A 23978-nucleotide genomic window follows, 5' to 3' on the forward strand; every position below is an offset into this window, starting at 1 on the left:
CGGCCCATTTCGTCTCACTTGAATATACGTTTTTGCCCATGCAAAAACACCTCCGTTTTCAGTACTTGTAATAAGTGTACCATTTCGGAGGTGTTTTATATTGTCCCATTTAATTATGTTAGTCTAGGAGAATTATATTATAATCTTGGCCTTTTCTTTTGCTCAAATAATGGTAAACGGCTATTTTTAAGTTGTTTTGTTACCTATCAACGATATTAAGTTTGAATTTTTGAATAAAAATAACTCCGGACTAATACCGGAGTTATTGAAAGGAGTAATTATCCTGATGTTGGGACTATAATAACCAAATAACATTTTAATTATTTATGTTATAACTTAAATACGCATGTCATAACTTTAATAGTCTTTAACAATAATACAAAGGGGAGGTTACTATACCATACTACATATCTACCAATCTATGCGTGAAATAGTAATTTAATGCGTATATAAGTAGACCAAGAGAATATATGTTTGCTATAATAAAAGGACTAGAAATTATTTCTAGTCCTTTTACTTAGGTATTAGCGCTACGCACCGTTAATTATTGGCACAGTGAGTAGTACACCAAAGTAATAAATAACGTGTCGCTAATTATATGGCGCAACAAGTTATGTATTACTATACCCCAATATATTACTTAGTAATATTTATAATAGCATTATCCACTAAAAAAATAAAGTTGTAAAGAGGCGTTTATATGCAGCAACCATTTTCTAACCATTCCATAAAAGTTTTCTTTGACGAAAGCGGTAAAAACCAAAAGCATCCACACTTGATGGCAGGTTTACTCATTCCGTCACAATATTACAGTTCAGTTGCTGTACAGGAACTCAACCAGATCATAAAAACATCAAAACTCCATTGGACCGATTATAACGGTGATAGTAAAAAAAGGAATCAAATTTGGAAGATATTACGTACAATTCTTAAAGATGAAAGACTATTAACAATGAACATAATTTCATACAATCAATCTAAAATTGAGCAAAACTCAAAAAAGTTAGCTAGTATGTATCCGGATATTGCTGATCAAACAATTTTCATGAAGTTTCCTGAACGCATAATTTATGGTTTATTACGTGGATACGGTTCTCATGTTCATCTTGATACTCAAATTTTTATTGAGGATGATTCACAATATCATAATAATAAATATGACTTAAGGACTCAGCTATTTCAGCAATTAAACATACAATCAATTTATAGAGGTGAAAGATTCACGATTAAAGAAGTTGATTATTTACCCAAACAAACTGAAGTCGGAATAGAAATTACGGATATATTATTAGGGATCGTTCGCAGTATCATCCGTAATGAAGAATCGACTACCCGTTCAACAAGAGAAAAGAATAATTTAATTATTTCTTTACTTAAGGCGGAACCAGCTTTCAGCACATTCCTTAGCCGGATTAAATATTATGAATGGGGCATCGCTCACGAGCTAGTTGAAGTCAATTTCGATAGCTATCTAAATATTTTTATAAATTCAAACATAGAAAACTTTTGATTTATTTAAATACCAATATAAAAATACTGAGGTTAATATATGAAAAATAAAACAATCATTGTGTATCTTGTTCTTCTCGTTTATATATTGATACTCCTTCCAATTATCCTACAGATAGTAGGTATGAATATTTGGGCCGCTGTATTAATTGGTATATTTGCCGGCAGCTTTATTACACACTTAACTTTGAAAGCACCCCATAACCCTAACAAAGAGGTTGAAAGGAAATGGGCGAATTTCCTTTCTTTTGTAAACGATATAGTATCGTTTATAGCTACTTACTCAATTCTAATAGGAGTTTTAGTATATGTTTTTTATTATGGGTTTTGTATTAAACTGATCCCCCTATTAGACAGATTAGAAAAACAATCTTTATCAGCTTCTGAACAAATCTTTTACATACTTAATAATGGACAATTTTACGTTGAATTCGCTACAGCCGCCACCTTATTAGGGTTATATCATTTATTAAGCGAAGGAAGAACAAAGCTAAAAGCAAAAAGATTTAATAATAAACCGGAACATAGATAATAAATAAAAGAACATGTGTTCGTTAAAATTGTCTATCACGCATAGATTCGACAAAATTCAACATTTAGAGAGGTGTTTCATTTAATGGCTAAACGTGAACGACTTACCAGGCAGCAACGCCTCCATAAAGTTAAACTAGAGGAAAAATTAAAAAACCTCCCCCCTTACATCGAAGAATACAAGGATGATATGTTTTCAGGAAACGTATCTCCTTCTACCCTTTTGGGTTACTTTCATGATTTTGAGAAATTTTTTAATTGGTTGAAAGCTGAGGGTATTGCAAAGGTTGGTCATATTAAGGATATCTCTCTTGATACACTTGAAAAACTTAAGTTGCAGGAAGCGAATTCCTACTTTTCTTACCTGGCGATCGATCAGGAGTTACAGGATGAGTCGATTAATCGAAAAAAGAGCTCCCTTAAGTCCCTATTCAAGTTCTTAACTGAAAGAACTGAAGATGATGAGGGTGAGTGTTATTTCTATAGAAATGTTATGGCTAAAGTCAAAATGAAGAAGAATACTGAAACATTGGATGCAAGGGCCGAGCGGATAAGTGAGAAAATCTTTCACGGAAATGAAATTCAAGATTTTATTAACTTTGTAGCATTTGATTACCCTGCTGCGGTACAAGAGCAAAAACAAAAGCTGGCATATTATAAACGTGATCACGAGCGGGACCTCGCTATTATCGCCCTTCTTCTCGCTTCTGGAATCCGGGTAAGTGAATTGGCAAACCTCTCCCTTTCTTCTGTAAATATGAAAAAGAGAAAGCTTTCCGTCCTTCGAAAAGGTAGTAAAGAAGCAACGGTGTTCTTCCGCAAGTTCGCCCTCCCCTATTTAGAAGAGTATAAGCGCGTCAGAAACACCCGTTACAAGGCAAAAGAGGGTAACAAATACTATTTCCTTACGAATTATAAAGGAACCGCACAACCGCTTTCTGTACGCGCTATTCAACAACTGATAATGAAGTATACAGAATCCTATAGGGATGAAAAGCTATCTCCTCATAAAATGCGGCATTCTTTTGCCACTGAGTACGCAAAGAAGAATTCCGTTTATGATCTTATGCGGCAATTAGGTCATACCTCAACGGAGACTTCTAGTCTATATGTAAATACAACTGAAGCCCAGGCTCAGCAGGCCATTGATAATTTAGATGATTAGTAGCGCTTTAATGTAGGTCGATAAGGATTTCAATAATCTCTTTGTTATCTCCTACTTTATTGTACGAAGGGAGACAATAATTTGTTCTATAAAATATTTAATCAATACACAATAATGACTTTTCCTCCTGAAGAGTTTGATAACATAATTAAAAATATTAAAAAATCATACGCTTATCTTGGCTATATAGATGTATCCCAAGAGAAAGGGATAGAAAACAAGAGGTTTGCGAAATATCTAAATATTAAGCAAAGTTATTATACGAGACAGGTTCCTCATAAAGAAAAAAGCCTCCAGGGCTTTTCTTATTCAGTGTTTGATCCTAATATCTCAAAATATCCTCCGAAAGACGTTCAGTTTGCATTCAAACAGGAGGTTAAGGATGATTATTATTATCATAAAGAGCTATATAGTGAAGATGGGCAAACTTTTGCGATTAATCATATGATTAATCCTGTAGAGCGTCATATTCATAATTTGGCTTTAGATACAGAAGAATATATTCAAAAAACGGATCTATCCTATTTAAAAAAAGATAAAATACTTAACCAGGCAAGGTTTACCCTATTCCCTTTTATTGCTAAAATAGATGGGGAATTTGTTGAACCAACAATCCTAGTAACTGTATATAGAGACGGTATATTAACTATCAATATTATGATATCTTTTACTGAAAGTTCAGTAGGTAAGGTTGGTACGGAACCCCCTTCAATTATCAACTTTGATTATGCTGAATTTTACCCTAAACAAAAAGAATACAAGTCAAAGGACTATTGGAAAAAAGAAAGGAAAGATTCTGTTACAATTAAGGACGTTACTGTTTATTATGAAGACCTAATCAAACATATTTGCTCAGCAAATTTTTTCTCCAATCCCGAGTTCAAACAAACTTCCTGGGTCTTGGGGGATTTTAACCCACATAAAAACCTAGAACATTCTCAGTTTATAAGCCTAAACAAAAGCTATTACTTTTCCTTATTAAAAAATAGTCCGGCTGATTATGTAAAGCATTTTTCCACTAAAGATATGGACCAATCTTTGGAAAAAGCTTTGACTGCCAGTCATAAGCATATGCATTTTTACGCTAATGGCCATACTGGTATATTATCAATTAACCATATGTTATTTTCCCCAATAGCTGTTAATTATCTAAAAGATAAAGAAAAAGCATTAAAAAAAGAAAAATTGTACGAGGAAGAGTTAAATAATCTGTATAAAGAATTAACCTGGAAATATATGTTTGAATATTTGAGGTTTTATGAGTTAACATTTATAAAAAAATTCTTTCTACGAAAAGTTTTAGAGGATTTAAACTCCAACAGCTACAACACCCTTTCTGACTATAATAAAGTAAAGCAAGATATGAGTCTTATCAGATTAAAATACAATGAAGAATCTCTATTTCAAGCTGATGGAAGTCCAAAAGAACTCTATAAAAATTTATTGGATAAAACTAATACAAATTCTTTATTAGAGAAAGTTGAAAATTTATTTATTGATCTAAAAGATGATATAGATAAACAAAGGGATTTCCAAATTAAAAGAAATGAATCCTTTATTTATGTTGTGACTTCTCTACTAACAGTCCTGCTAAGTTATAGAGGATTAAAATTCATAGTTAACGATATACTCATTAATATTCCTTTCATAGGTCCTTATGTCGAAATGCATCCACTTAGATATACAGTAGCTTTATGGGGATTAATTATTATCGGTATGCTCTATTTAAATTATCAAAGACAAAAATCATTTAATAAATAAAAATTATTAAATAAGACCACCAAATGATGAGAAATAATATCTCATTTGGTGGTCTTTATCTAATTCTGATTGTTCTTTGGTGATACTCTAATGTATTCCTTTCATTTAAGCACAAACCGTCCAAGATGCATACAAACACAAAGACCAATCTGTATTCTTGATGTAACCTTGTAATTGCTAATAGCGAAATTTTTACGCCTATTATAGATATCTCAATATTGAATTTATAATTAAAACCGTTTTCCATTCCTCTTTAAAATCTATTCTCTCTTCGATTGTCTCAGCTTGTTTGCGAGCGATGGAATACCGTAAAAAAAGATAATACCAACTACAGTAGCTAAAAAAATCGATAGACTAATATATTGAAAAAGAAATAGTAAGACCAATGCGAAGATAAATACAATTCTCCAATACAGAACAATTTTGTTCAAACCTTTGGCCCCCTTATCGAAAGATTACACTTAATTACATCATACCATGCTTAAATGAACTTACTCATTGTCCAGATCTGTTTTTTCATTCAATAAGATTGAGCAAACTCAGTGGCTCATGCTTCAATTTCTCTAGGCAGCGTATCCATAATAAAAGATTTCCTAAATTCACTTGAAGAAAGAGGCTTAGCAATATAGTACCCTTGGATCACATCACACTTTAATTCTATTAAGTAACTTAACTGCATTTCGTCTTCTACTCCTTCAGCAACTACATTAAGATTAAGCCTATGAGCCAGCTTAATGATAGCGGAAGCAACTTCTCCTATTTTCCAGTCTTTCTGTATCATTTGAATAAAGCTCTTATCTAATTTAATTGTATGAATGGGTAAGTCCACTAAATAACTTAGTGAGGAATATCCGGTACCAAAATCATCGACTGCAATTTTAATCCCCATATCTTCAAATTCCCTTAGCTTATCCGAAGAGTCCTTTGAAAATAAGACGCTTTCTGTTATTTCTATTTCAAGTAAGTTAGGTGGCATGTCATATTTATAAAGGATATCCTTCACTTTCTCTACAAGCAAATCATCATACATAAATTGAGTAGCTGAAAAATTTACCGAAACAGGAATAGCTTTTCCGTATAGATTATTCCATTCTATTATTTGACTACATGCCTCATTCATTACTACTTCCCATATCATATTAATCAGGCCAGCTTGCTCAGCAATCGGTATAAAAACCCCCGGACTAATCATCCCTAAATCGGGTTCATTCCATCTAACTAATGCTTCTACCCCTACTATTTGCTTTGTCATGGTTTGAACTTTAGGCTGATAATAGACATGGAACTGACTTTGATTTAACTCTAAAGCTTGTCGTAATCGTCGTTCAATTTCAATTTGTTCTCTTTTAGATTCTTCCATTTCAACATGGTAATGAATATATTGATTTCCTCCGTTATTCTTAGCTTCCCCTAGTGCCAGGTCTGCATGTCTCTGTAGTGCGATATTCGGATTATTTGCTTCGCTATGGCTGATACCAATTGAACATCTGATATAGTGATCTCGCCCAGCATAAGTAAATGGCTCTTCCAATTGTTCCATTACTCGACGTGCTATAGCTTCGACTTCTTTTCTACTTGAATTACTTATCACTAAGCTAAATTCGTCTCCGCTTTGTCTGGCTATAAAGTGCTCTTTTCCGAAAGAACTTTTCAAACATTGAGCTAATTCTTTTAAAATCATATTTCCGGCGTGATCACCTTCTGTATCGTTAATATCTTTAAATCGATCAATATCGATAAATACTAGTGAAATATCATTTTGATATAAAAGTGTGTTTAAAGCATCCGATATATATGTATTGAGGTAATGTCGATTGGGAAGGCCGGTTAATATATCGTGATGTTGTTGATGAGCTATTATTTTTTTACTTGCTTCTAATTCATTACGATTAGAATTGGCAGCGGATAAGACTTCTTTAACATGAACCTGGATAAAATCTTCTTCCCTAAGAGGATCTTCGGCACTCGTTATAATGTTCCCACTGTACTTTTTAAGGTGTTCGGCAGCTTGTATATAAGGTCTCATTATCCGCCTTGAAAACAAAAAACCAATGCTAAATATTAAAATAGAAGTGACAATAGAAATATAGATCGGTTCATTCACAAAAAGAAATGTCATAATGGTGTTAACGCTGATGATGGATACAACGATTAAACTAAAAAGAATCATAATCCGATTTACAACAGACACAGTTTCACTCCTTATGAAAGCAAAAAGACACCGCACGGAAAAAGCTTATAGCTTTATACGTGGGGTGTCCCATCTGCTTATATAAATTATAAATTTTGGCATTTTATACATATTATTATATAGTCAAAAATCGCTATGTACAATATTTAGTTTCATTACTCTAGAAAAGCCTATTATAACAACGTTAATCCATTGACAAACAATGGTAATGTTGATAAAATTATTACATAAGTAGTACAACTTGTTATAATAATTGTATTTCAAATATAAATTAGACGAGATAGGGTGTGTTATTATGTTGAGAGATCTTCTGTGGCTTGCTGAAGCCAAAATGTCTTATGATAGAGGAAAGCAAACTGGTCTTTGGGGTTTAATTGGTGTAGGGTTGATCATTTTAGGAGCTGTCTATTGGGATTCTTTACTCTTGCCATTTTTTAACTCTATTGGCTTAGTGAACTTAGCATATAAATTTAATCTTGTCACCGATACAGGAAGTTTAACTGCTTGGAATGTATTTATTGGTATATTTGGTTTTATTGTTATCTTATTAATATTTCTATTGGCGGCCATGGTGTTATATACACTCTTCCTCTGGACAGTGATGTTAATGTTTAAGGGGGAACAAGGAGAGAAAATAGCTGAAAAAATAGGGATAGCCTTCTTCTGGATAATTACTTCTCCAATAACAATACCTGTATTAATTATTGTAAATGCAGTTTCTTTTATTGCTAGTCCGTTAAATTTTATAAAGGATATTAAAGATAGGAAATCTAATCGGCAAGAAACCTATAATTATATGAAAAATCAGGAGTCTCATTTTGTATCTAAAGATAGTCAAGACATTACAAATGAATTAGCTTTACAACGTTTAAATAGACTATATATGAAAGATGATCAAGATTATTTGATAGGATTGGTAAAAGAATGGAACAGTGAGAAATTTAGAATGTATATTTTATTACCCTCCCCCTTTTATAGAGGAATATATCTTACTCATGAAGAAAGGTATGAAATTAACAAAGACGAAAATAATATCTCTTGTATTGAAATTAAATTTACTAAAAAAGGTAAAAATGAACTAGATTTTGTTAGAACCCCCCTTGTTATCGAATATATTTCATTATCCAGATTCCACATAATTGTTAAAAAGCATGATGAAAACATAGAAAAAATCTTTTATCGTATCAATAATGATAATGAAATCCAGTCATATACCCGAAGTGCTAATAGAAGGTACATTCTTGAACGAGAGCACTGTAGAAGAAAGATGAAAAGCACCGAGAATCCTGAGCATTTTGAAAGCGCTCAAAACTACTTTGAAGCTTTGAATGCTACTCATGCTGATGTTTTAGAGTTAATGTATGACGAAGAAATGCTTGATATAGCTATCAAGGGAGAGGAATCTACGGTTAGGAGCCACAACCTCTATGTATACTAAAGAACGGTTATACCAGGTATTAGAAGCGCATCAAAAGCATTTAAAATCACCAATGGAATGGGAAGATTACATCTCTAAATGTGAAGATGATCTTCCTTCTGTTAGTGAAATCATTACCGTATATTCAAATTGGAAAAATGTTTTATCTCATTTTAATTTTCCACGTAAAAATAGATACAGTAATAAAGAATTGTCACTGATTATTAACAGATATAGAGAACAACTAATCTCTGCTAGAAAGTGGGATTCATTTGCTAAGCAATATGCCCTCCCTACTTCGGATACTTTAATAAAAAACCTGGGGAAATGGTCTAATATTAAGAGCCAACTTGAATTGCCACGAGCGTCTCCTGTTAGAGAAACTAATGTCTATACAAAGAAGCAAATCATCGATGTTCTAACAGAACATGGGAAAGAATATGAGAATCCTCGATCATGGGATAAATACGCTAATGAACATTCCCTTCCAATTTATCAAACGATTAGAAAGCACTTATCTTATGAAGAAATGAAACCCTTCATTAACTCAAAACGTAATTATTCAACCGAAGAACTTTCAGAAATTGCCATTAGATATAGAGAGTACTTCACTACCTCAAAAAAATGGGATAGTTTTGCCAAAGAAAACAATTTACCAACATCACTAACATATTATCGTCGTTATGGATCCTGGAGAAAGGCAAAGGGAGAAATCCTTCATTAATGACCTGGACGTAGAACAAATGAATAAATAAAGCACCTGCCTCATACTTGCTTATGAGAGAGGCATGTGCTTTTTTAATCATCCACTTCTTGAAGGTTATCATTTATTTGTCTAATAATGTTCTGTATAAGTGTTGTTATTAAGTATTGCCCCTTTGGGCTATCAGCATCATGAAAGTGGGCATCTGCCTGGCTGAATTCAAGATTGACACTAGTTCTATACTTATCTTTATATACAATGTAGAGCGTCGCAGTGTTTTGCTCCCCAAACATCCCCGTCTTCTTCTCGATCTCCATGCTTTTAATCCCATTTCTATCAATACCAGCCATAAACTCTGAAATCACTTCATGATTATTTACATTTTGGGCGGCTATTAAGCTATCATTCATTACCTGAGGATCAAAAGCCTGAAGAAATTGACTTTGATTCTTTAATGAAAGACTAGCTGAAAACCTCTCTATTGTTCCTTCAATGGTCGGTTGCATTCCTTCAGACGATGGGTCTTTAAATTCTAGAACTCCAACATGTTCCTCTTGTGGAACAGACTCAGCAGCTTGGAGTAAAAGCTCTCTATCCTTTAATTCTTCCTTCATTTCTTTTTTGGCCTGAGTAACATTAATTGATACCGGTTCTTCATTTTTTTGTATATATTTTACAAAGAAAAGACCGCTAATAATAACTATAATGACGGTTATTAAAATAGCGATCTTGGCTTCTTGTCTCAAAAAATTATCTCCTTCCTTATTTAAATATTTTTGTTAAGAAGAAGGAATTTGAACCATTTCAAGCGGATTAAAACTATTTGATTTAGCTGCATTCCATCCACTTCCTTTATGAAGCTCAAAGTGTAGATGCGCCCCAAATGATTGTCCGGTATTTCCCATATACCCTAAGAAGGTCCCTTTCTTTACCTTTTGGCCAGTCACTACATTTCTATTTTGTAAATGGGCATATAAAGAATCTATAGGTTGCCCTCCTATGTTATGGGTGATGATTATACAATTACCATATGAGCCTGATAGATAAGCTTTTTTCACTGTTCCATCTGCAAATGCTACTACCGGCACATTTCCCCGGCCTCCTAGACCAATATCTAAACCATAGTGAAACCTTTTCTTTCCATTAAGGGTATCCCAACCATAATTCGTTGAGATTCTACCTGTAGCTGGAGCCATAATCTCTCCTACAGGAATAGAAGGCATACCTTCTCCTGGTTGATAAGTTGCTGCAAGGTGGAACATCTCAGCATACTTTAGAACTTTATCGATATACCATTCTGCGTGATTATATGCATATATCGCTTTCCTCTTGTCGCTTCCATATCCGTTCTTTGCAAGATAAGAAGCTGCCGAGTACATACTATCAGCTACTGACCAAGGATCGGCTTTTCCGTCATCATTTCCATCTAAACCATATCCACCATATTTTTTTATTTTGCTGGGATCTGTAAGTACACTTGTAGGTATACTAGCATTACCTAACCTTGTTCCACCAAAGTCTGCACTAGCGGACCATCCCAGCCATGTAAGTGGCATAAATTGGACTGGACCGATTGCACCTACTACGCTTACATTAGAAGGGTTTTGAGAGTCAGAAAAAGATGTTTCTACAAAGTGAATGGCAGCTAATGTATACCAGTCAACCCCAAAAGCTTTTTCTCCCTTTCGATAGAACTCCATAAATTGAGCCGGAACATTTCCACCTGGAATAACAGTTCCTTGAAACCCCCCACCACTAAAACCAAATCCGCTTCCACTTAGCCACTCAGTATAACCAATTGAGCCACCACTAAATTCATATAGGGCTTCAACCATCTTTTTATCACGTTCACTAAACCCATATTGATTTAATATGGAATCAAAAGTAGAATAATCTTCAGTTTGCTGTACTGTAGTTTGTTCAAATGTCATTTTTCTTGAATAATCATACGTCTCGATTTTGACTTCATGAGGTACCGGGACCCAAGCCCAATAAGGATCAAAATATCCTCTTTCTTCATCCCAATTCTTATAAAATTTTACTTTCTCCATTTTATAACGCGTTTCATTATGAGTTGAAAGAGTACCTTCCCAATCGGATAATTTCCCATCATATTCATAGGTTGCATTACCATTCCAGGCATCAACGTATGTAATTTTCTTTACATAATGATCTTTCTTTTTAACTTTAGTTTTCGAACATTTCCCTTCTTCACAGGTTTCGGTATATATTTCAGTGTATTCATTGAAGTCCTCATATTCAAAAGTAGGTTTTAAAGCTTGAGCCATTTTTCGAATCAGTTCTTTTTCCTTACCTTCGTACTCTTTCATCATGAAATCTGATTGGACTACAGCTGCTAGAAGCTCTGGAGGTATCCTATATTGTGCTTGCTCGGGACGTGAGGTATCAATCGTTTTATCTAATTCCTTAATCATGTATTCATAGAGTTCTTGATCCTCCCCCTTTAAATCAGTACCACTTCCAAAGAAACTGCTGTAAACAAACATGATGATAACAATTAGTAAGATGATACCCGCCACAGTTAATATAGTAGGGACCCCTATGGTACCCACTAGGCTTACTAATAATTTCGCTAATGCTTTAAGGCCTGCACTAAGTGCCTTCTTTGCTAAAGCGGCTGCCTTTTTAGCTACTTTTTTGGCCGCTTTCTTTCCAGCTTGTTTAACCTTCTTTTTGGCAAAGTTCTTACCTAATTTCACCGCACTATTTTCTTGTTGTTCCTGCTGTTGAGGATCTTGGTTTTGAGGAATGCCCATTAGATGGACACCCCTTTAAACCTACCTCTATCACTATCACGCCTTGCCATAAACCTCTTGTTTGGCTGTGGAGGAATTAATTCATTTGGATCAATGCTAGATGTATAAGGTTCATCCTCAATAAAGTAATCTTCTTTTACTAATTTGCGGTTACGAAGACTTAAATTTTGTTTAACCTCATTAGAACCTAAACGAGCATCCCCTTGCATGATTTTACTTACTCGATAAGTCTCGCCATCCGGTGCTTTAGCTTGTACATAGCTACTCCCACTATTTACAACTAGCTGAATTTTCTCAACCATACTATTTTTTCTAAGATCGTCTAAGTTGAATTGTCCTGCGTCCACTTGTTGATTATATGGTTGCATTTGTTTAACAGCTTGAACACCTTTTGGCGCTCTATTTCCAAGTATTTGGTTGGGATTTACATTGATTGTACGATTAAAAGGAATTTTAGCACCCGCTGAATCAAGCTTATACGCACTTGTTTGGGAACCATTAATTTTGTTTTGAACGAAAGCACCATCTTGTACATTTAAATCTTGGTAAACTACTTCACCCTGTTTAAGTCCACTATCCCCTCGCCCCATTCTGGAAACAGTCTGTAACTGACCAGTACGAGTTCGAACTTGAATGTATGATTCGTTATTTGAAGTGACCATTCTAACGGCACCATTTGCAATCTGCTCAGTTCCATTATCTCCAATTACTTTTTGAGCAAGATGCATAACTTCTTGAGGTTCATTAATTTTTGAATTAACCGCATTGTTATATGGGTTAATCTTAGTTGCTAGTTTGGAGCCCACTTGATAACCCTTATCTCCGGCAATAACTCCCCCGACATAGCCTACTTTATTACTAAAGGACTGTTGTTTAGCAACTACATCTCCATTATCAAACGTCAAGCCTGAACGAATCTGGCCTACTTGATTTTTGAATTGAGATCCAGTTTCTTTCCCTACCGCAATAGCTGCACCTGTAGCACGTGTCGCGACTTGAGCTATTGCAGTAGATGCTCCTATTTCAGTTGCACCTGACCATCCCAATGCTCCAGCAGCACCTATTTGACCTATTGAATTGCCAATATTTTTACCAATGTTAGTAGCGAAGCTTGTTGCTGAACTAACACCGGTAGCGCCTCCTACAGCACCAGCTGACTGAATTGCAAACTTCGTTATTCCACCTAGCTTTGCTTTGCTCATAGTACCGACAACCGCACTTTTAAGGGGTACATTTGCAGATAAATTATTCATTGCTTGACTAAAGTTTTGATTTCTTACCTCTGGCTCCTTATCTTTCCATTGTGATATAGCATCATTTCTAGAAATACCTTGCGATTCTTGTGCTGATATAAACTGTTCTTTCTGTTTTGCTGTCTTATTATTGGCCACATATTGTGCCACACCCATCGTATTAACTTTGTTGTTTGGCATAGCAAAACTTGATGCTTTTTCTGAAGCCTCATTAATTGATTCCACATAAGCTTTTCTTTTTGTATCTGAATTTTTATATTCCACTTCAATTTCTTCTTTAGAAGCATTAGGATTTTTTTCTTTAATCTCTGCTCTTTCAATACCAGCAACCTTATTTGCAAAGTTGGCCGCGAAGTCTTGCTTACTTATTGCAGAATTTCCTTTTGTGCCCGTCATGCTTTGTACAGTAGACTGAGCAGCTTGTTGGAATTGAGCTTTCTTTTGAGCCACTTTATTATTCCATGCTTCAGCACGTTGTTCATTGTAAGCAGTTTTCTGACTATCTGTCATGTCATTTAAGGATTGAGAAGGAAGATTATTACTATCGTATCCATTTAAGAAATCTTTTTTGTTTTCATCAGCCCAGGATTTAGTCATGTTGTCTGCGTTTGTAGAAGCTGCCTTAAGAAAATCTGCTTTCTTTTGAGCAACTTTATTTTCCCATGCCTTTCCTTTTTGGACATTGTACTGTTTTTGTTCTCCTTCGGTCATTGCCTCAAATGGTTTTTCAGATCGCTGTTCATTAGAATATTGATTCATAAAATCTTCTTTATTTTGAGAAGCCCACTCTTTAGTCATGTTGTCTGCTTTTGACTGAGCAGCCGCAATAAATTCTGATTGTTTTTGACCTACTTTATCATCCCACGCTTTGGATCTTTGTTTTTGATATTCTTTTTGCTCATCTTCCGGAAGGGATTCTAATTGTTTGGTAGGTGGATTGTCTTTTGAGTACTGTTTCATAAAATCTTCTTTATTCTGTGCTGCCCAGGTACTTGTCATTGCTTCAGCAGATTTATTAGCAATATCCGTAGATGAACCTTTTTCCTTTAGATTCTCCCAATCTTGTCTAGCTTTCGAGGTTTCTTGATCTTTTACTGCAGATAACTTATCTTGCCATTTTGCTTCAAGCTCACTTTGATGCGCATCTGGGAATCGTTTCTTCATGTCCTTCATAAAGCCTTCCCGATTTTTACTAGCCCACTCGGTCGTACTATCGTCAGCCATTTTTGAAACAATGTCTTCTTCTTGATCGAAGTCTAAGTCTTTTCCTGCATTATTCCAACCTTCTTTTCCTTTTCTCATTCGGTCTTTAATACCTTCTCCAGCCAAAGCACCGACTCTACCTATAGTACCCCCAGCAGCACTACCTAGTAGTGCTCCACCAGAAGCCCCCGCAATAGCTCCAACTGGCCCCATTACAGAACCTGCTACACTTCCAGCTGAACCAAGAACGGCTTTACCCATTTTACTTGAAATTTCGCCAGCCTTGAGCATTTTCTCTGCAACTGATGTAGATCCTGTATCGGTTCCCGTGTTACCTGCAATTGTAGGGTTGCCATCTACTTCTGTAGAACCCTGGCCTTTTGCTTTATCTTTTACGCCATTATACATACCTTTTAAAGCTCCTGATACGGATTGATCACCAAGAGCACCCTTTACTGACCCGGCAATACCAGCTAGGGCGGACATACCCATCATCGCTCCTGCTTTGGACATGTTATTGTGCATTCCCCCACCTAGTCCAAGAAGGCCCCTTAAAGATTCACCAACAGGAATAAAGATTAAATATAGAATAATAGTTTCAATTCCCGTTGCTGTCGATGTTGCAAATATAGTCATTATCCAATAACAAGCTGCATGAATTGATTGAATAAACACCGTTCCAACAAATTCTTTCATCCATCCAGCTGTAATTCCTTTGAGTTTTGGGAAGAGAAAGAATACGACCATTAATGGAGCGAATATCATTAAGATTATTAAAGTGAATTTCCTCATCATGTAATAAAAATTCGCCCAGAAACTTAATCCCAGTAACATTAGCCCCATTAAAATATCTCCAAGAACACTATCATTAGAGGGATCCATCTTATCTTGTAATTTAACAGCTTCAAAGTCATTCTCAAATATTCCAACTAACCCCATATTGAGATCGAATACGAGTCCCATTATTGCAGGAAGATTGAATAAACAAATTCCTACAATTGCTAGGTCTTTAATGAACTCTATTAATGCTCCCCTTGCACTTGGATTAACGGCAGCGGTCTGTATTCTCATCCCGTGCAAAACAACAGCAAGAACGAAAAGAGAACCAGCAACAGTTAATATAGTTAAATAGCCTGGCCACCAAATGGTAGTTAATTCGTCCGTGGAGAATGTCCCGTATACTAAGTCGGAAGTTAGTGATTTATCCTTTCCAAATACCCAAGCCTTTAATGATTTTAATTGCATAAAGGGACTGACTAACCATTCCCACATGGTCGCGAAAAGTGAACCGAGAATGTCACCAAGCTTATCACCAATTGAGCCTAACATTGTTTACCCACCACCTATCTTTGTAGTTGTAACTTCCGTTTTCTTTTTAATTCTTCTAATACAGCAGAATTGGATTCTACAAAGACAAGTTCTTCATCCGATGGATCTGTTCTCAGCCAAACTGACGACTTTCCATGTCTTAAAATACCTTCACCTTTGTCCGGTTTTCCAAATAAAATCCCTAATTCTCCCGCAGATAAATCAAAGTTTTCCTTAATCTTCTTAAGATCGATTTTGTTTTGTTTTAAAAAGATAAACGTGTAGGTGTTCTGTAGAATCCCCCGGGCTTTTCTACTTTCAAGGATTCTCACAAAATCTTGACTGGCAATTCTTAAGCCGGCGTTTCTTTTTCGGGAGCGTCGAGCCATTCGCTCTAAGAAATCAACGGTCGCTTCATAGTCAACTAGCTGCCATGCTTCATCTGCATATACAATTTTCTTTTTATTAGCGTTTTCTACATTTTTAATAAAATGCTCCCATAAGAAAGTAAGAATTACATGATATGCAATTTCTCTAAGGCCACCAGTCTCCATCTTTGAGATATTGAAATTTATTAGTCTTGCTTTGTGTAGCTCAGTAGTGACTCCTTTTCCAAGATAAGTTTGGCCATCAAATATTGGCTTACTTCCATCTCTCAAATAAGGTTTTATAACTGCAATAAGTCTTTCTGCTTTTTTCTCATTCTCAAATTTTTCAATTATATAATTATATATATCTGTAATAGTTGGCTCTGGCTTTCTTGCTCTGCTTTGAATAATCTGCCCATCAACTTCCTTGGCTTGATTTTCAAATAATGAGTTGGGATGAGAGGTGAACTTCATTTTTTCAAATACTCCGTTAATCGCCTCTTCTAAATAATTTCTTTCAAAAACATCTAACCCTTGACCCTCCAAATTTTTCCCACGAGCGATAATATCAAAGAATTCTATAACCTCTCCGACTTTTTCCCTTATGGCAACAAAGCGAATAAACCGTTTTCCATCCTCTTTCTCAATTATTTCCTTATCATCCGCCTCGTCCACTAGCTCCAGTTCTTCATCATCATCTTCAAGTGGTATATCTGTATAATTAAGAGCCACAGGGTTAATTCTTATATTTGACTCCTCAGATATGTCTAGATTCAGCCCGCCAAGTCGTTTTGTAAGCTTGGAAAACTCATTTTCAACATCAATGATTGCTTGATGGACACCCATCCCGATCATTTCACGAGCAATCATAAGTTTTAACAATAAGCTTTTTCCGCTTCCGCTGGTCCCGAACACTGCTGCATTGTAATTATCAGGACGGAATTCTTCGCTACCGAAAGCATTAAAGAATTCTTTCTGTCCGGTGATTTTATTGTTCCCGATCGGAATACCGCCATTAAATTTACCGCTTCCACTAATAAATGGGCTGAATGTACTTAATGCTCTTCTATCCATATTGCGTAATGAATCATTTATTTCATTTATCCCCAATGGTAGGGCGGACCGAAAGCCTTTTTTCACGCGGCTCCAGGTGGATGCAAGCTTAAAAAACAATCCAGACATTTCATCTTCAACAAACTCACTAAACTTATCCAATTCCTTTTCACTTTGTCCATAAAGCATTCCTATTACACCAACTAAATAGCTGTCGTTTTCAGAGAATTGAGTTTCTGCCATAAGAGTCTCTGTATCATGGATTTTGGTTTGTAGATCATGTTCCTGATCGATATTTCCACGTTTGCGCTGAAAGGTAAGGTTGGATTTTAACATGGTGATTTGTCTTTGTAACATAGTTAGAGCTTCATTTTTCTTAACTTTATGCACATCAACTAACACATCAATTTCACCAGATGAAGTTAGTGAATATAACCAATTAGTTTGCATTTTTCGGGGGTATCCATCCCGGGGTAAATAAAAAGGCCTTGCAAAAGTCTTTGTTCCTAATGATTGTTTAATGATTCCATAATCATAAAATTCTTTTTGAATAGTTAAGCCTTCAGGTGAGACTATGGTCCAAAAATCCGGCCTTACCTCTTCTTGGGTCAATATTTCTTTATTGGCATCAATATCTACACTTTTTTTACTTTTCTTATCCGACTTCTTTAAGTTTGTCATTTTCTCTTTTTTCTTCATTCTCAATCATCTCCTTTACTGCTTCAATTCGACTTTGACTTTGCTCAGATGTGCAATATAGAGCTAAACTTTCTTGAATACCTAAATCCTTAAATTTATTTTTAACAGCTTTCCTACGGTTGAAAGCACAGTAGAATGTCTCCGCAATTCCTTCATTAGTCAGAAGTTCAACAGACATATCCGCTTTTCTCAAAGAATTTTTTGCCGTGTTGAATCTTCTATATAATTCTGAGAAAGCTTTATCTAAGATTTTTTCTTCTAACTCTTCATCGTCGTCTGCTTTAATATCTTTTTCATTTACTATGTAAGTAAAAGTCAGAAAACGCTTAGTTTCATACCTTGGTGAGGATGCCTGCCATTTTGCTAGTTCTTCAAGTAATGCATTTCCATACTCATAAGCATTTTCATTCAAATCATCTTCATCTCTCATGGTTTTTCTCATATGATCAATGGGCTCACTTAAGTCAATGTAACGATTCTGAAGATAAAACTGAACTGGATAATTTATTTGAGAAAGCCAGGTTTCAAAAGCAACATCAATTTGTTCCTGTTCTTCATTGCTTAATAGAAAGTAATTGCAGGGATCCACCTCGCACAGCATAACGAACTTATTATTTTGGAATCGGATCATATGATGAGTAATTTCTTTCACATCCGAAAATAGCTCTCTAAAAAGATCTGGTTCCTCTTCTTCATTGAAGTCCACGCTCTTTTTCCCTTTTACATTTGCAGTTGATGATTTATGTTTCTTTTCCCCCCAGGGTAGAATTGGCTCCTTTGTCATGATCCTATAAAAGGTCCATAACCCTGCTCCAATTACAAGCATGATTATTATGTCCATTGTTATAATTCCTCCGTATCAATAATGTTTTGTGTACCTTTACGCCAGTTACCAAGTTGTGACTTATACTGTAATTTGGTTAAGATTAATCGATCTATATACATGTGGTATTTTTCTATACGATAAAAAGCTAGAAGAAGGGTAACTGTTAGGGTAGGTAGAGCCGAAACAATTGCAGCAATTACTGCAACAATCCAATTTGTTCCAAAAAGTGAAAATACAAACGGTAAATACCAATAGAGAATTATTCCTCCAACAATTAAATAGATCAGCTGTCGTTTGCTTATTATTCCTAGTAATTCTTTCTGTTCACTCTGCATATCTACAGGGACCATTACTTTCCTCATGTTTGCACCTCGTTTAAAATAGTAAATCCATAGAGTCTTAGATAAAAAACTTCCCCTCTTGTGGAGGGGAAATCATTGAATATTCACTTAAGCTCCTAATCCAGAAACCCATCCTACGATGTCATATGCTTTCACAATTACGAAAACTCCGATAGCTGTACTCACTAGGCAAGCGATACCTTGTCCACGTTTTTGAGGATTACCAGCAGAAGCTTGAAGGATCATAGCACCAACAACTAACCAGAAAATACTCCACAAACCCGCAATTCCCATTACTAAATAGACGATTTGTTTCAAGTCTTTTGTAAGATCCGCATTTCCTGCATCCCCGGTGATTCCCGCACCTTTCTTAAACTCTGTTACACCTGTGCTTGCGTGAGCAGTAGACGGATCAACCATGTCAATTACTCCGTTAGCTGCAAATAAGCCAAATACTACTAAAAAACTCATTAAGATTACCTTTTTCATTTGTGTAGGCGCACCTCCAATAGATTTTGGATTTTTCTAAGCCATAAAACCAAAAAAACCCACTAAAGGTACGAGAATAAGAGAATACAACTGTAGTATTCTAACTCATACGTTTAGTGGGTTTTTTCCCATTAGATTATTAAGTTTTAATATATATAGTCTTGCTCGCTTACAAGACAATTTTATACAATTAGCCGTTTAAAATCAATCTATTTTTCGATAATATTCGATTAATTATCAAAAGCAAATTAAAAATACAAGAAAAGGTTGTAACCTTTGAAGCATAATTTATACAAAAAAAAGAATAGTCCCCCGATATAAGGATCCGAGGACTAAATTAGACTGAATTACAAATTGGCTAGAATAGCCTCTTTATTTGTGGTAATTTTCTTTGAAGTAATAGATCATCGAGTCCAACTCCGTCTTTTTCACCATCCCAAAGGGCAATGTCCCCTGTAAGTCCTTCAGCTTTAAGTGCTTTAGCACATTCTTTTAAATGCTTTTGGACATAAGGGTTGGATACAGCATCCATATCAAAGCATATGATCACTTTTTCTGCACCCATTTCTTTTAAAATAGGAAGTGCCAATCTCCAACTTCCTACCCCTGGTAAACCCAACATAGTTGTTCCTATTTCTTCTAATTCTTCTTGTTCAAACATTTCAACAATCTTATCGACAGCTATATCTTGCTTTAATGGCCCTTCACCTAACCAAACTGTTTTAGTCTTTCTTACTTCACCTGTTTTCCAATTTTGCAATTCCTTGCTTGGAACTGATACATGGATAGGAGCAGGCTGACCTGAACCAGTACCTTTAGGTTTATTAGCTGAAGATAACCAGAAATACCGCTTACCTTTCACTAATTTAACCCATCCTAAAATGTCATCATCATAATTAATAGTGACAGTTTCTTTTAGTGAAAATTTTTTCTCAAGAATAATTTCTCCATCATAGGTAACTTGAACTAAATTTGGTTGCTGAATGACCCTTGCTCTTAAACCTTGTTTTCTTTTATTTATTTCAACATCATTAGGGGGATTATCGATTCTAATTTGAAATCCCTCAATTTCATTTCGAATATTTCGGAATGGCAGCATTATCCCTTCGGAACCCGCCAAGTTCCAAAAATCTCCGTACTTCCCCTTTGCTTGATAAAATCCTGGAATTCCAGTGAAGTCGGTAATACCCGTTGCATCACTTATATCTTTTACGCGATTCCAAGCTTGTGATGGAAATGAACGATATCCTCTTATATATATTTGCTGATCAGCTAATTGGCGCTTTTCGCTTTTTAAATGATCATAATGAGAATCCTCCATGATTGTACAATCAATTAGCGACTGATAGACCGTATTGAGGGCAGCAGGACTTAATTTCTTCTCGCTAACCTCTTGCTGAATATCTTGTTTATCAATTTTCATCTTTGATTCGCCTGATAACCAATGCAACCATGAGGGACATGCAGAGTTACTAGAAAATGGTCGTTCACTTTCAACTCGAATACAAGCGACCACCTTACCATTTTCATGTACCATACATGCTCCTGCTTTATTACATATTGGACATGTTTCCCTCACCATTTCGAACCACTTAGGAATACTAGTTGCTCTCAGTGTCCCTCTCATTTTTTGTTTCATTGTCTAAACACCCTTTGTAAAATTTTTAGCCTATACAATCATTAAACCGGTTATGATCCGTTGGAGGCATAACCGTAACAACAGAATACTTTTGAGCACCCTCTTCTGATAGAACAACTACAATCGGATTGTTTGAAGCATCTTTTCCTGTAACCACATAATTAAAAGCCAGTCTTTCAATGGTATGATTGTAGCCAGTTTGTACTTCATGGATAAATCCTCTCATGATACAAGAAACAATATCAGAGCGATGATATCCTCTTTTTTTCATTCTTTGGTATGTGTGCTTACCTACTCGAATGTACCCTTGAGAGCCCATTAAGATTTTTTTGATTCCCCTTAACTTTCTTTCGTGTGCTTTATTCATGTACCTTCACCACCCCTCAGATAAAATAAAAAAGCGGCTTCAGAAGATAGAATAGGACACAAGTATCCTAATTAACTATCGAACCAAAGTCCGCTTTATTTTAATAATTAACCGCTAACCAACACATGAAGGTTGCCTAAAGAAAAAAAGTGAAAATTTATTAATTTCAATATATCACTTTTACTTTTTGCTTTCAACGAGCGGTAATTAAAGTTTTTAACTTGGCGAACCATTTTGTCTTATATTCGTCAGCTTCAAATGAATTTCCTACAACATGCTGTGCTAATTGGGTATATGGTAATTTAAGTTTCTCATAAATTTCTTTATGCTCGAGCAAAGGGACATTTTCATAATTATTTTTTGCTGCTTCAACGTTAAGAGATGGTATAGACGTTATTAATGGAATTTCTAATTCTTTTGATAATCTTTCCATCTGACTAAAAGAATGTTGTCTATTAAATATTAGGTTAGCCGGTAATTTATATTTTTCTAACTGCTTGTGAATGTATTTTTTCCAAGCCGCAATTTGATGAAAAGAATCATCCACTAATACCCAAAGCTCATCTAAATGATCCAAGGTGTGTTCTGTATATGCTTCAAGTTCTCCAGTTGGCAAATCAATTAGTACTACATCAAAATACTTCACATTGTTAATATAATGATAAAGAATGTCTTGATCCCACTTAGATTCTATATCTTTATCATCCAGTGGAATCCAATATACGCCATTATATGGCCATGAAATATTTTCAGAAGATGATTCCTCATTATGGAGAGCATTCGCATATGAGTTCCACCCTACTGGAGTATTTGTGAAACGTTTTAAAATCGTTTTCATTATATGCTGCTCATTTAAACCCTCTAATGTAGCACATTGAACTCGATGTTTCCCTAAGAAAATGGAAAAATTCATTGTGAATGTTGTAACGCCTATCCGTGGTATCGGGGACCAGATCCCAATAGTTTTATTCCGATCCCACTTAGCTCGACTAAACCCTCTTTTTCTAATCTCAATTGCTCTCTCGGATATTTTTAAGCTATTTTCATATTTTACAGATTTATTTTTCTGTCCGGGGTCGGAGTCCTCTTTAACTTGGTCAATTGAATTTTCAACTTCATTATGTAGAGTTTTTTCCGAAATATCTTTTTTCCCCTCCTGGGCGGGCGGTGTTGAAACTGATTTACTCTTAATACCATCAGATGAAGACACCAGCTGATTACTTTCTAAATTCTTAGATGCTTCAACTACACTATCTAATTTCTTAGTACCTTCATTTTTGGAAGTTTCTCCATGGGCCTCAGTCTGAACCAAAGGTATATTTGAAGGTTCTTGTTTGTTATTTTTTATTATGCCTCTTGTGTCTCGTGTTCGAATAGAAAGCTTAGCAGCTGGGAACCAAGACAATAATTGTTTTATATTATCAAATTGAGTTACTTGTCCATGAGAGAACTTATTCAAATCGATAGATTCTGAGGAGTAAAACACAATATTCGTTTCAACATCGTAAAGAAGATTAATACTTTCAAGTGAATCAACAAGGATATAGCTTAACTCTTCATTTACTAGAAGGGTTTTAAACTCCACAAGGTCCTCAGCCATTATAAATTGGGGATTCTCTAAGCTTTTATCAAGAGCTAATTTTATTTTAGAAACAAAGTCTGATTGAGTCTTATTTAGGTAAATTAATACTCTGGTCATAGGCTCTATGCTCCGTTTCTAATCCCTTTAGATAATCATTAATTTTCATTGCTAATTTTTCTGTAAAAGGCTGCCGATAATTCTCAATTGCTACAAGATAATTAGGGCTAATACCAATATCTCTTGCAAATTCATATTGTTTCTTATTACCTAGACGCTTTCTTAATACAATTAATTTCTCCACGTCAGTTAAGGCTTCAACTTCACTTAGTTTAGTGATTTTTACATTTTCATCTACTGAGTACATTTTAATAATTCATCCTTTCAACCCACAATTCATATATATCTTTTATTCGGAACCATATCTAAGCATAAAAAAAGCTCATACTTCTCCCTAACAAAAGGTAAGTATGAGCATTGATTTGCTTTATTAATATTTAATTTTGTAGAATCCTAAATCAGATTCATTTAAATTATAGCATATACTTTTTCGTAGGTGAACAAGCTAACATACTCATTTGGCGTCTAATATCAAGAACAATTAATAATTTCGTTGTAGAATTTTATGGAATAATATATACTTATTGTATATTCACTTTATCTTTTTGATTCTTTGCGACCACTTGTTGGTCAGCGGTTTATTATTAAATTTTAAAGCCTTTGGGCGTTTGTTGAAGACACTTTCAGTGTTTTTTTATAACAAACATCCAAAGGCTTTTTTTGTTTTTTAAACCTTAAA

The 23978-nt window shown here is 35.1% G+C and carries 19 protein-coding genes; 6 read left to right on the plus strand and 13 right to left on the minus strand.

Annotation, left to right across the window (positions count from 1 at the left end):
- Positions 1-700 precede the first annotated feature (700 nt).
- The 4 genes from BAA9072_RS14820 to BAA9072_RS14835 all read left to right on the plus strand — a co-directional run bounded on the left by BAA9072_RS14820 (position 701) and on the right by BAA9072_RS14835 (position 4966).
- Positions 701-1510: a DUF3800 domain-containing protein gene (locus BAA9072_RS14820; protein WP_201715465.1), complete on the plus strand. Its 810-nt coding sequence runs from the start codon at positions 701-703 to the stop codon at positions 1508-1510.
- A gap of 39 nt (positions 1511-1549) precedes the next feature.
- Positions 1550-2041, plus strand: coding sequence for a hypothetical protein (locus BAA9072_RS14825; RefSeq protein WP_201715466.1), 492 nt, complete (start codon positions 1550-1552; stop codon positions 2039-2041).
- A gap of 84 nt (positions 2042-2125) precedes the next feature.
- Entirely contained in the window at positions 2126-3205 is a 1080-nt protein-coding gene (gene xerS / locus BAA9072_RS14830) for a tyrosine recombinase XerS (RefSeq protein ID WP_201715467.1), read from the plus strand.
- A gap of 81 nt (positions 3206-3286) precedes the next feature.
- Positions 3287-4966 (plus strand): hypothetical protein, encoded by a 1680-nt coding sequence (locus BAA9072_RS14835; protein WP_201715468.1) that lies wholly within the window; start codon positions 3287-3289, stop codon positions 4964-4966.
- A gap of 260 nt (positions 4967-5226) precedes the next feature.
- Here the strand turns inward: BAA9072_RS14835 and BAA9072_RS14840 are convergent, their stop codons facing one another.
- Together BAA9072_RS14840 and BAA9072_RS14845 are read right to left on the minus strand one after the other, a co-directional pair.
- Complete coding sequence (locus tag BAA9072_RS14840) at positions 5227-5397, minus strand: hypothetical protein (RefSeq protein ID WP_201715469.1); 171 nt, start codon at positions 5395-5397, stop codon at positions 5227-5229.
- A gap of 116 nt (positions 5398-5513) precedes the next feature.
- Complete coding sequence (locus BAA9072_RS14845) at positions 5514-7157, minus strand: putative bifunctional diguanylate cyclase/phosphodiesterase (RefSeq protein WP_201715470.1); 1644 nt, start codon at positions 7155-7157, stop codon at positions 5514-5516.
- Between the two features lie 295 nt (positions 7158-7452).
- On the opposite strand from BAA9072_RS14845, the gene BAA9072_RS14850 reads away from it, so the two are divergent.
- Both BAA9072_RS14850 and BAA9072_RS14855 read left to right on the plus strand, forming a co-directional pair.
- A complete protein-coding gene (locus tag BAA9072_RS14850; protein ID WP_201715471.1) occupies positions 7453-8595 on the plus strand; it encodes a hypothetical protein in 1143 nt (380 codons plus the stop codon).
- Complete coding sequence (locus BAA9072_RS14855; protein WP_201715472.1) at positions 8585-9298, plus strand: hypothetical protein; 714 nt, start codon at positions 8585-8587, stop codon at positions 9296-9298. The genes BAA9072_RS14850 and BAA9072_RS14855 overlap by 11 nt, the downstream gene beginning before the upstream one ends.
- Before the next feature lie 74 nt (positions 9299-9372).
- Here BAA9072_RS14855 and BAA9072_RS14860 read toward each other — a convergent pair whose 3' ends face one another.
- The 11 genes from BAA9072_RS14860 to BAA9072_RS14910 form a co-directional block, all read right to left on the minus strand.
- Positions 9373-10023: a hypothetical protein gene (locus BAA9072_RS14860; protein WP_201715473.1), complete on the minus strand. Its 651-nt coding sequence runs from the start codon at positions 10021-10023 to the stop codon at positions 9373-9375.
- Between the two features lie 33 nt (positions 10024-10056).
- Entirely contained in the window at positions 10057-12054 is a 1998-nt protein-coding gene (locus tag BAA9072_RS14865) for a peptidoglycan DD-metalloendopeptidase family protein (RefSeq protein WP_201715474.1), read from the minus strand.
- Positions 12054-15839 (minus strand): type IV secretion system protein, encoded by a 3786-nt coding sequence (locus tag BAA9072_RS14870; RefSeq protein WP_201715475.1) that lies wholly within the window; start codon positions 15837-15839, stop codon positions 12054-12056. The genes BAA9072_RS14865 and BAA9072_RS14870 overlap by 1 nt, the downstream gene beginning before the upstream one ends.
- A 14-nt stretch (positions 15840-15853) precedes the next feature.
- The gene (locus tag BAA9072_RS14875) at positions 15854-17938 is read right to left on the minus strand and encodes a VirB4 family type IV secretion system protein (RefSeq protein WP_201715476.1); all 2085 of its coding nucleotides are present in this window, start codon (positions 17936-17938) and stop codon (positions 15854-15856) included.
- Entirely contained in the window at positions 17895-18779 is an 885-nt protein-coding gene (locus BAA9072_RS14880) for a hypothetical protein (RefSeq protein ID WP_201715477.1), read from the minus strand. Before BAA9072_RS14880 ends, BAA9072_RS14875 begins: the two co-directional genes overlap by 44 nt.
- A gap of 2 nt (positions 18780-18781) precedes the next feature.
- A complete protein-coding gene (locus BAA9072_RS14885; RefSeq protein ID WP_201715478.1) occupies positions 18782-19126 on the minus strand; it encodes a PrgI family mobile element protein in 345 nt (114 codons plus the stop codon).
- Positions 19127-19213: 87 nt separating this feature from the next.
- The gene (locus BAA9072_RS14890) at positions 19214-19594 is read right to left on the minus strand and encodes a hypothetical protein (protein WP_201715479.1); all 381 of its coding nucleotides are present in this window, start codon (positions 19592-19594) and stop codon (positions 19214-19216) included.
- A 358-nt stretch (positions 19595-19952) separates the two neighbouring features.
- Entirely contained in the window at positions 19953-21233 is a 1281-nt protein-coding gene (locus tag BAA9072_RS14895; protein ID WP_201715480.1) for a DUF3854 domain-containing protein, read from the minus strand.
- 25 nt (positions 21234-21258) lie between these two features.
- Complete coding sequence (locus BAA9072_RS14900; protein WP_201715481.1) at positions 21259-21600, minus strand: DUF4258 domain-containing protein; 342 nt, start codon at positions 21598-21600, stop codon at positions 21259-21261.
- 193 nt (positions 21601-21793) lie between these two features.
- Complete coding sequence (locus BAA9072_RS14905; protein WP_201715482.1) at positions 21794-23299, minus strand: hypothetical protein; 1506 nt, start codon at positions 23297-23299, stop codon at positions 21794-21796.
- Positions 23271-23546, minus strand: coding sequence for a helix-turn-helix domain-containing protein (locus BAA9072_RS14910; protein ID WP_201715483.1), 276 nt, complete (start codon positions 23544-23546; stop codon positions 23271-23273). Before BAA9072_RS14910 ends, BAA9072_RS14905 begins: the two co-directional genes overlap by 29 nt.
- Positions 23547-23978 lie beyond the last annotated feature (432 nt).

Origin of the sequence: Rossellomorea arthrocnemi, from assembly GCF_904424705.1 — a bacterium.
In the GTDB taxonomy this organism is placed as follows: domain Bacteria; phylum Bacillota; class Bacilli; order Bacillales; family Bacillaceae_B; genus Rossellomorea; species Rossellomorea arthrocnemi.

Excerpts from the sequence above, each read along its gene's own strand:
- BAA9072_RS14820 (WP_201715465.1), top strand. The coding sequence starts at position 701 with ATGCAGCAACCATTTTCTAACCATTCCATAAAAGTTTTCTTTGACGAA.
- BAA9072_RS14865 (WP_201715474.1), bottom strand. The coding sequence starts at position 12,054 with ATGGGCATTCCTCAAAACCAAGATCCTCAACAGCAGGAACAACAAGAA.
- BAA9072_RS14885 (WP_201715478.1), bottom strand. The coding sequence starts at position 19,126 with ATGAGGAAAGTAATGGTCCCTGTAGATATGCAGAGTGAACAGAAAGAA.
- BAA9072_RS14895 (WP_201715480.1), bottom strand. The coding sequence starts at position 21,233 with ATGAAACAAAAAATGAGAGGGACACTGAGAGCAACTAGTATTCCTAAG.
- BAA9072_RS14850 (WP_201715471.1), top strand. The coding sequence starts at position 7,453 with ATGTTGAGAGATCTTCTGTGGCTTGCTGAAGCCAAAATGTCTTATGAT.
- BAA9072_RS14870 (WP_201715475.1), bottom strand. The coding sequence starts at position 15,839 with ATGTTAGGCTCAATTGGTGATAAGCTTGGTGACATTCTCGGTTCACTT.
- BAA9072_RS14905 (WP_201715482.1), bottom strand. The coding sequence starts at position 23,299 with ATGACCAGAGTATTAATTTACCTAAATAAGACTCAATCAGACTTTGTT.
- BAA9072_RS14880 (WP_201715477.1), bottom strand. The coding sequence starts at position 18,779 with ATGGACATAATAATCATGCTTGTAATTGGAGCAGGGTTATGGACCTTT.
- BAA9072_RS14890 (WP_201715479.1), bottom strand. The coding sequence starts at position 19,594 with ATGAAAAAGGTAATCTTAATGAGTTTTTTAGTAGTATTTGGCTTATTT.
- BAA9072_RS14825 (WP_201715466.1), top strand. The coding sequence starts at position 1,550 with ATGAAAAATAAAACAATCATTGTGTATCTTGTTCTTCTCGTTTATATA.
- BAA9072_RS14875 (WP_201715476.1), bottom strand. The coding sequence starts at position 17,938 with ATGAAGAAAAAAGAGAAAATGACAAACTTAAAGAAGTCGGATAAGAAA.
- BAA9072_RS14910 (WP_201715483.1), bottom strand. The coding sequence starts at position 23,546 with ATGTACTCAGTAGATGAAAATGTAAAAATCACTAAACTAAGTGAAGTT.
- xerS (WP_201715467.1), top strand. The coding sequence starts at position 2,126 with ATGGCTAAACGTGAACGACTTACCAGGCAGCAACGCCTCCATAAAGTT.
- BAA9072_RS14855 (WP_201715472.1), top strand. The coding sequence starts at position 8,585 with ATGTATACTAAAGAACGGTTATACCAGGTATTAGAAGCGCATCAAAAG.
- BAA9072_RS14900 (WP_201715481.1), bottom strand. The coding sequence starts at position 21,600 with ATGAATAAAGCACACGAAAGAAAGTTAAGGGGAATCAAAAAAATCTTA.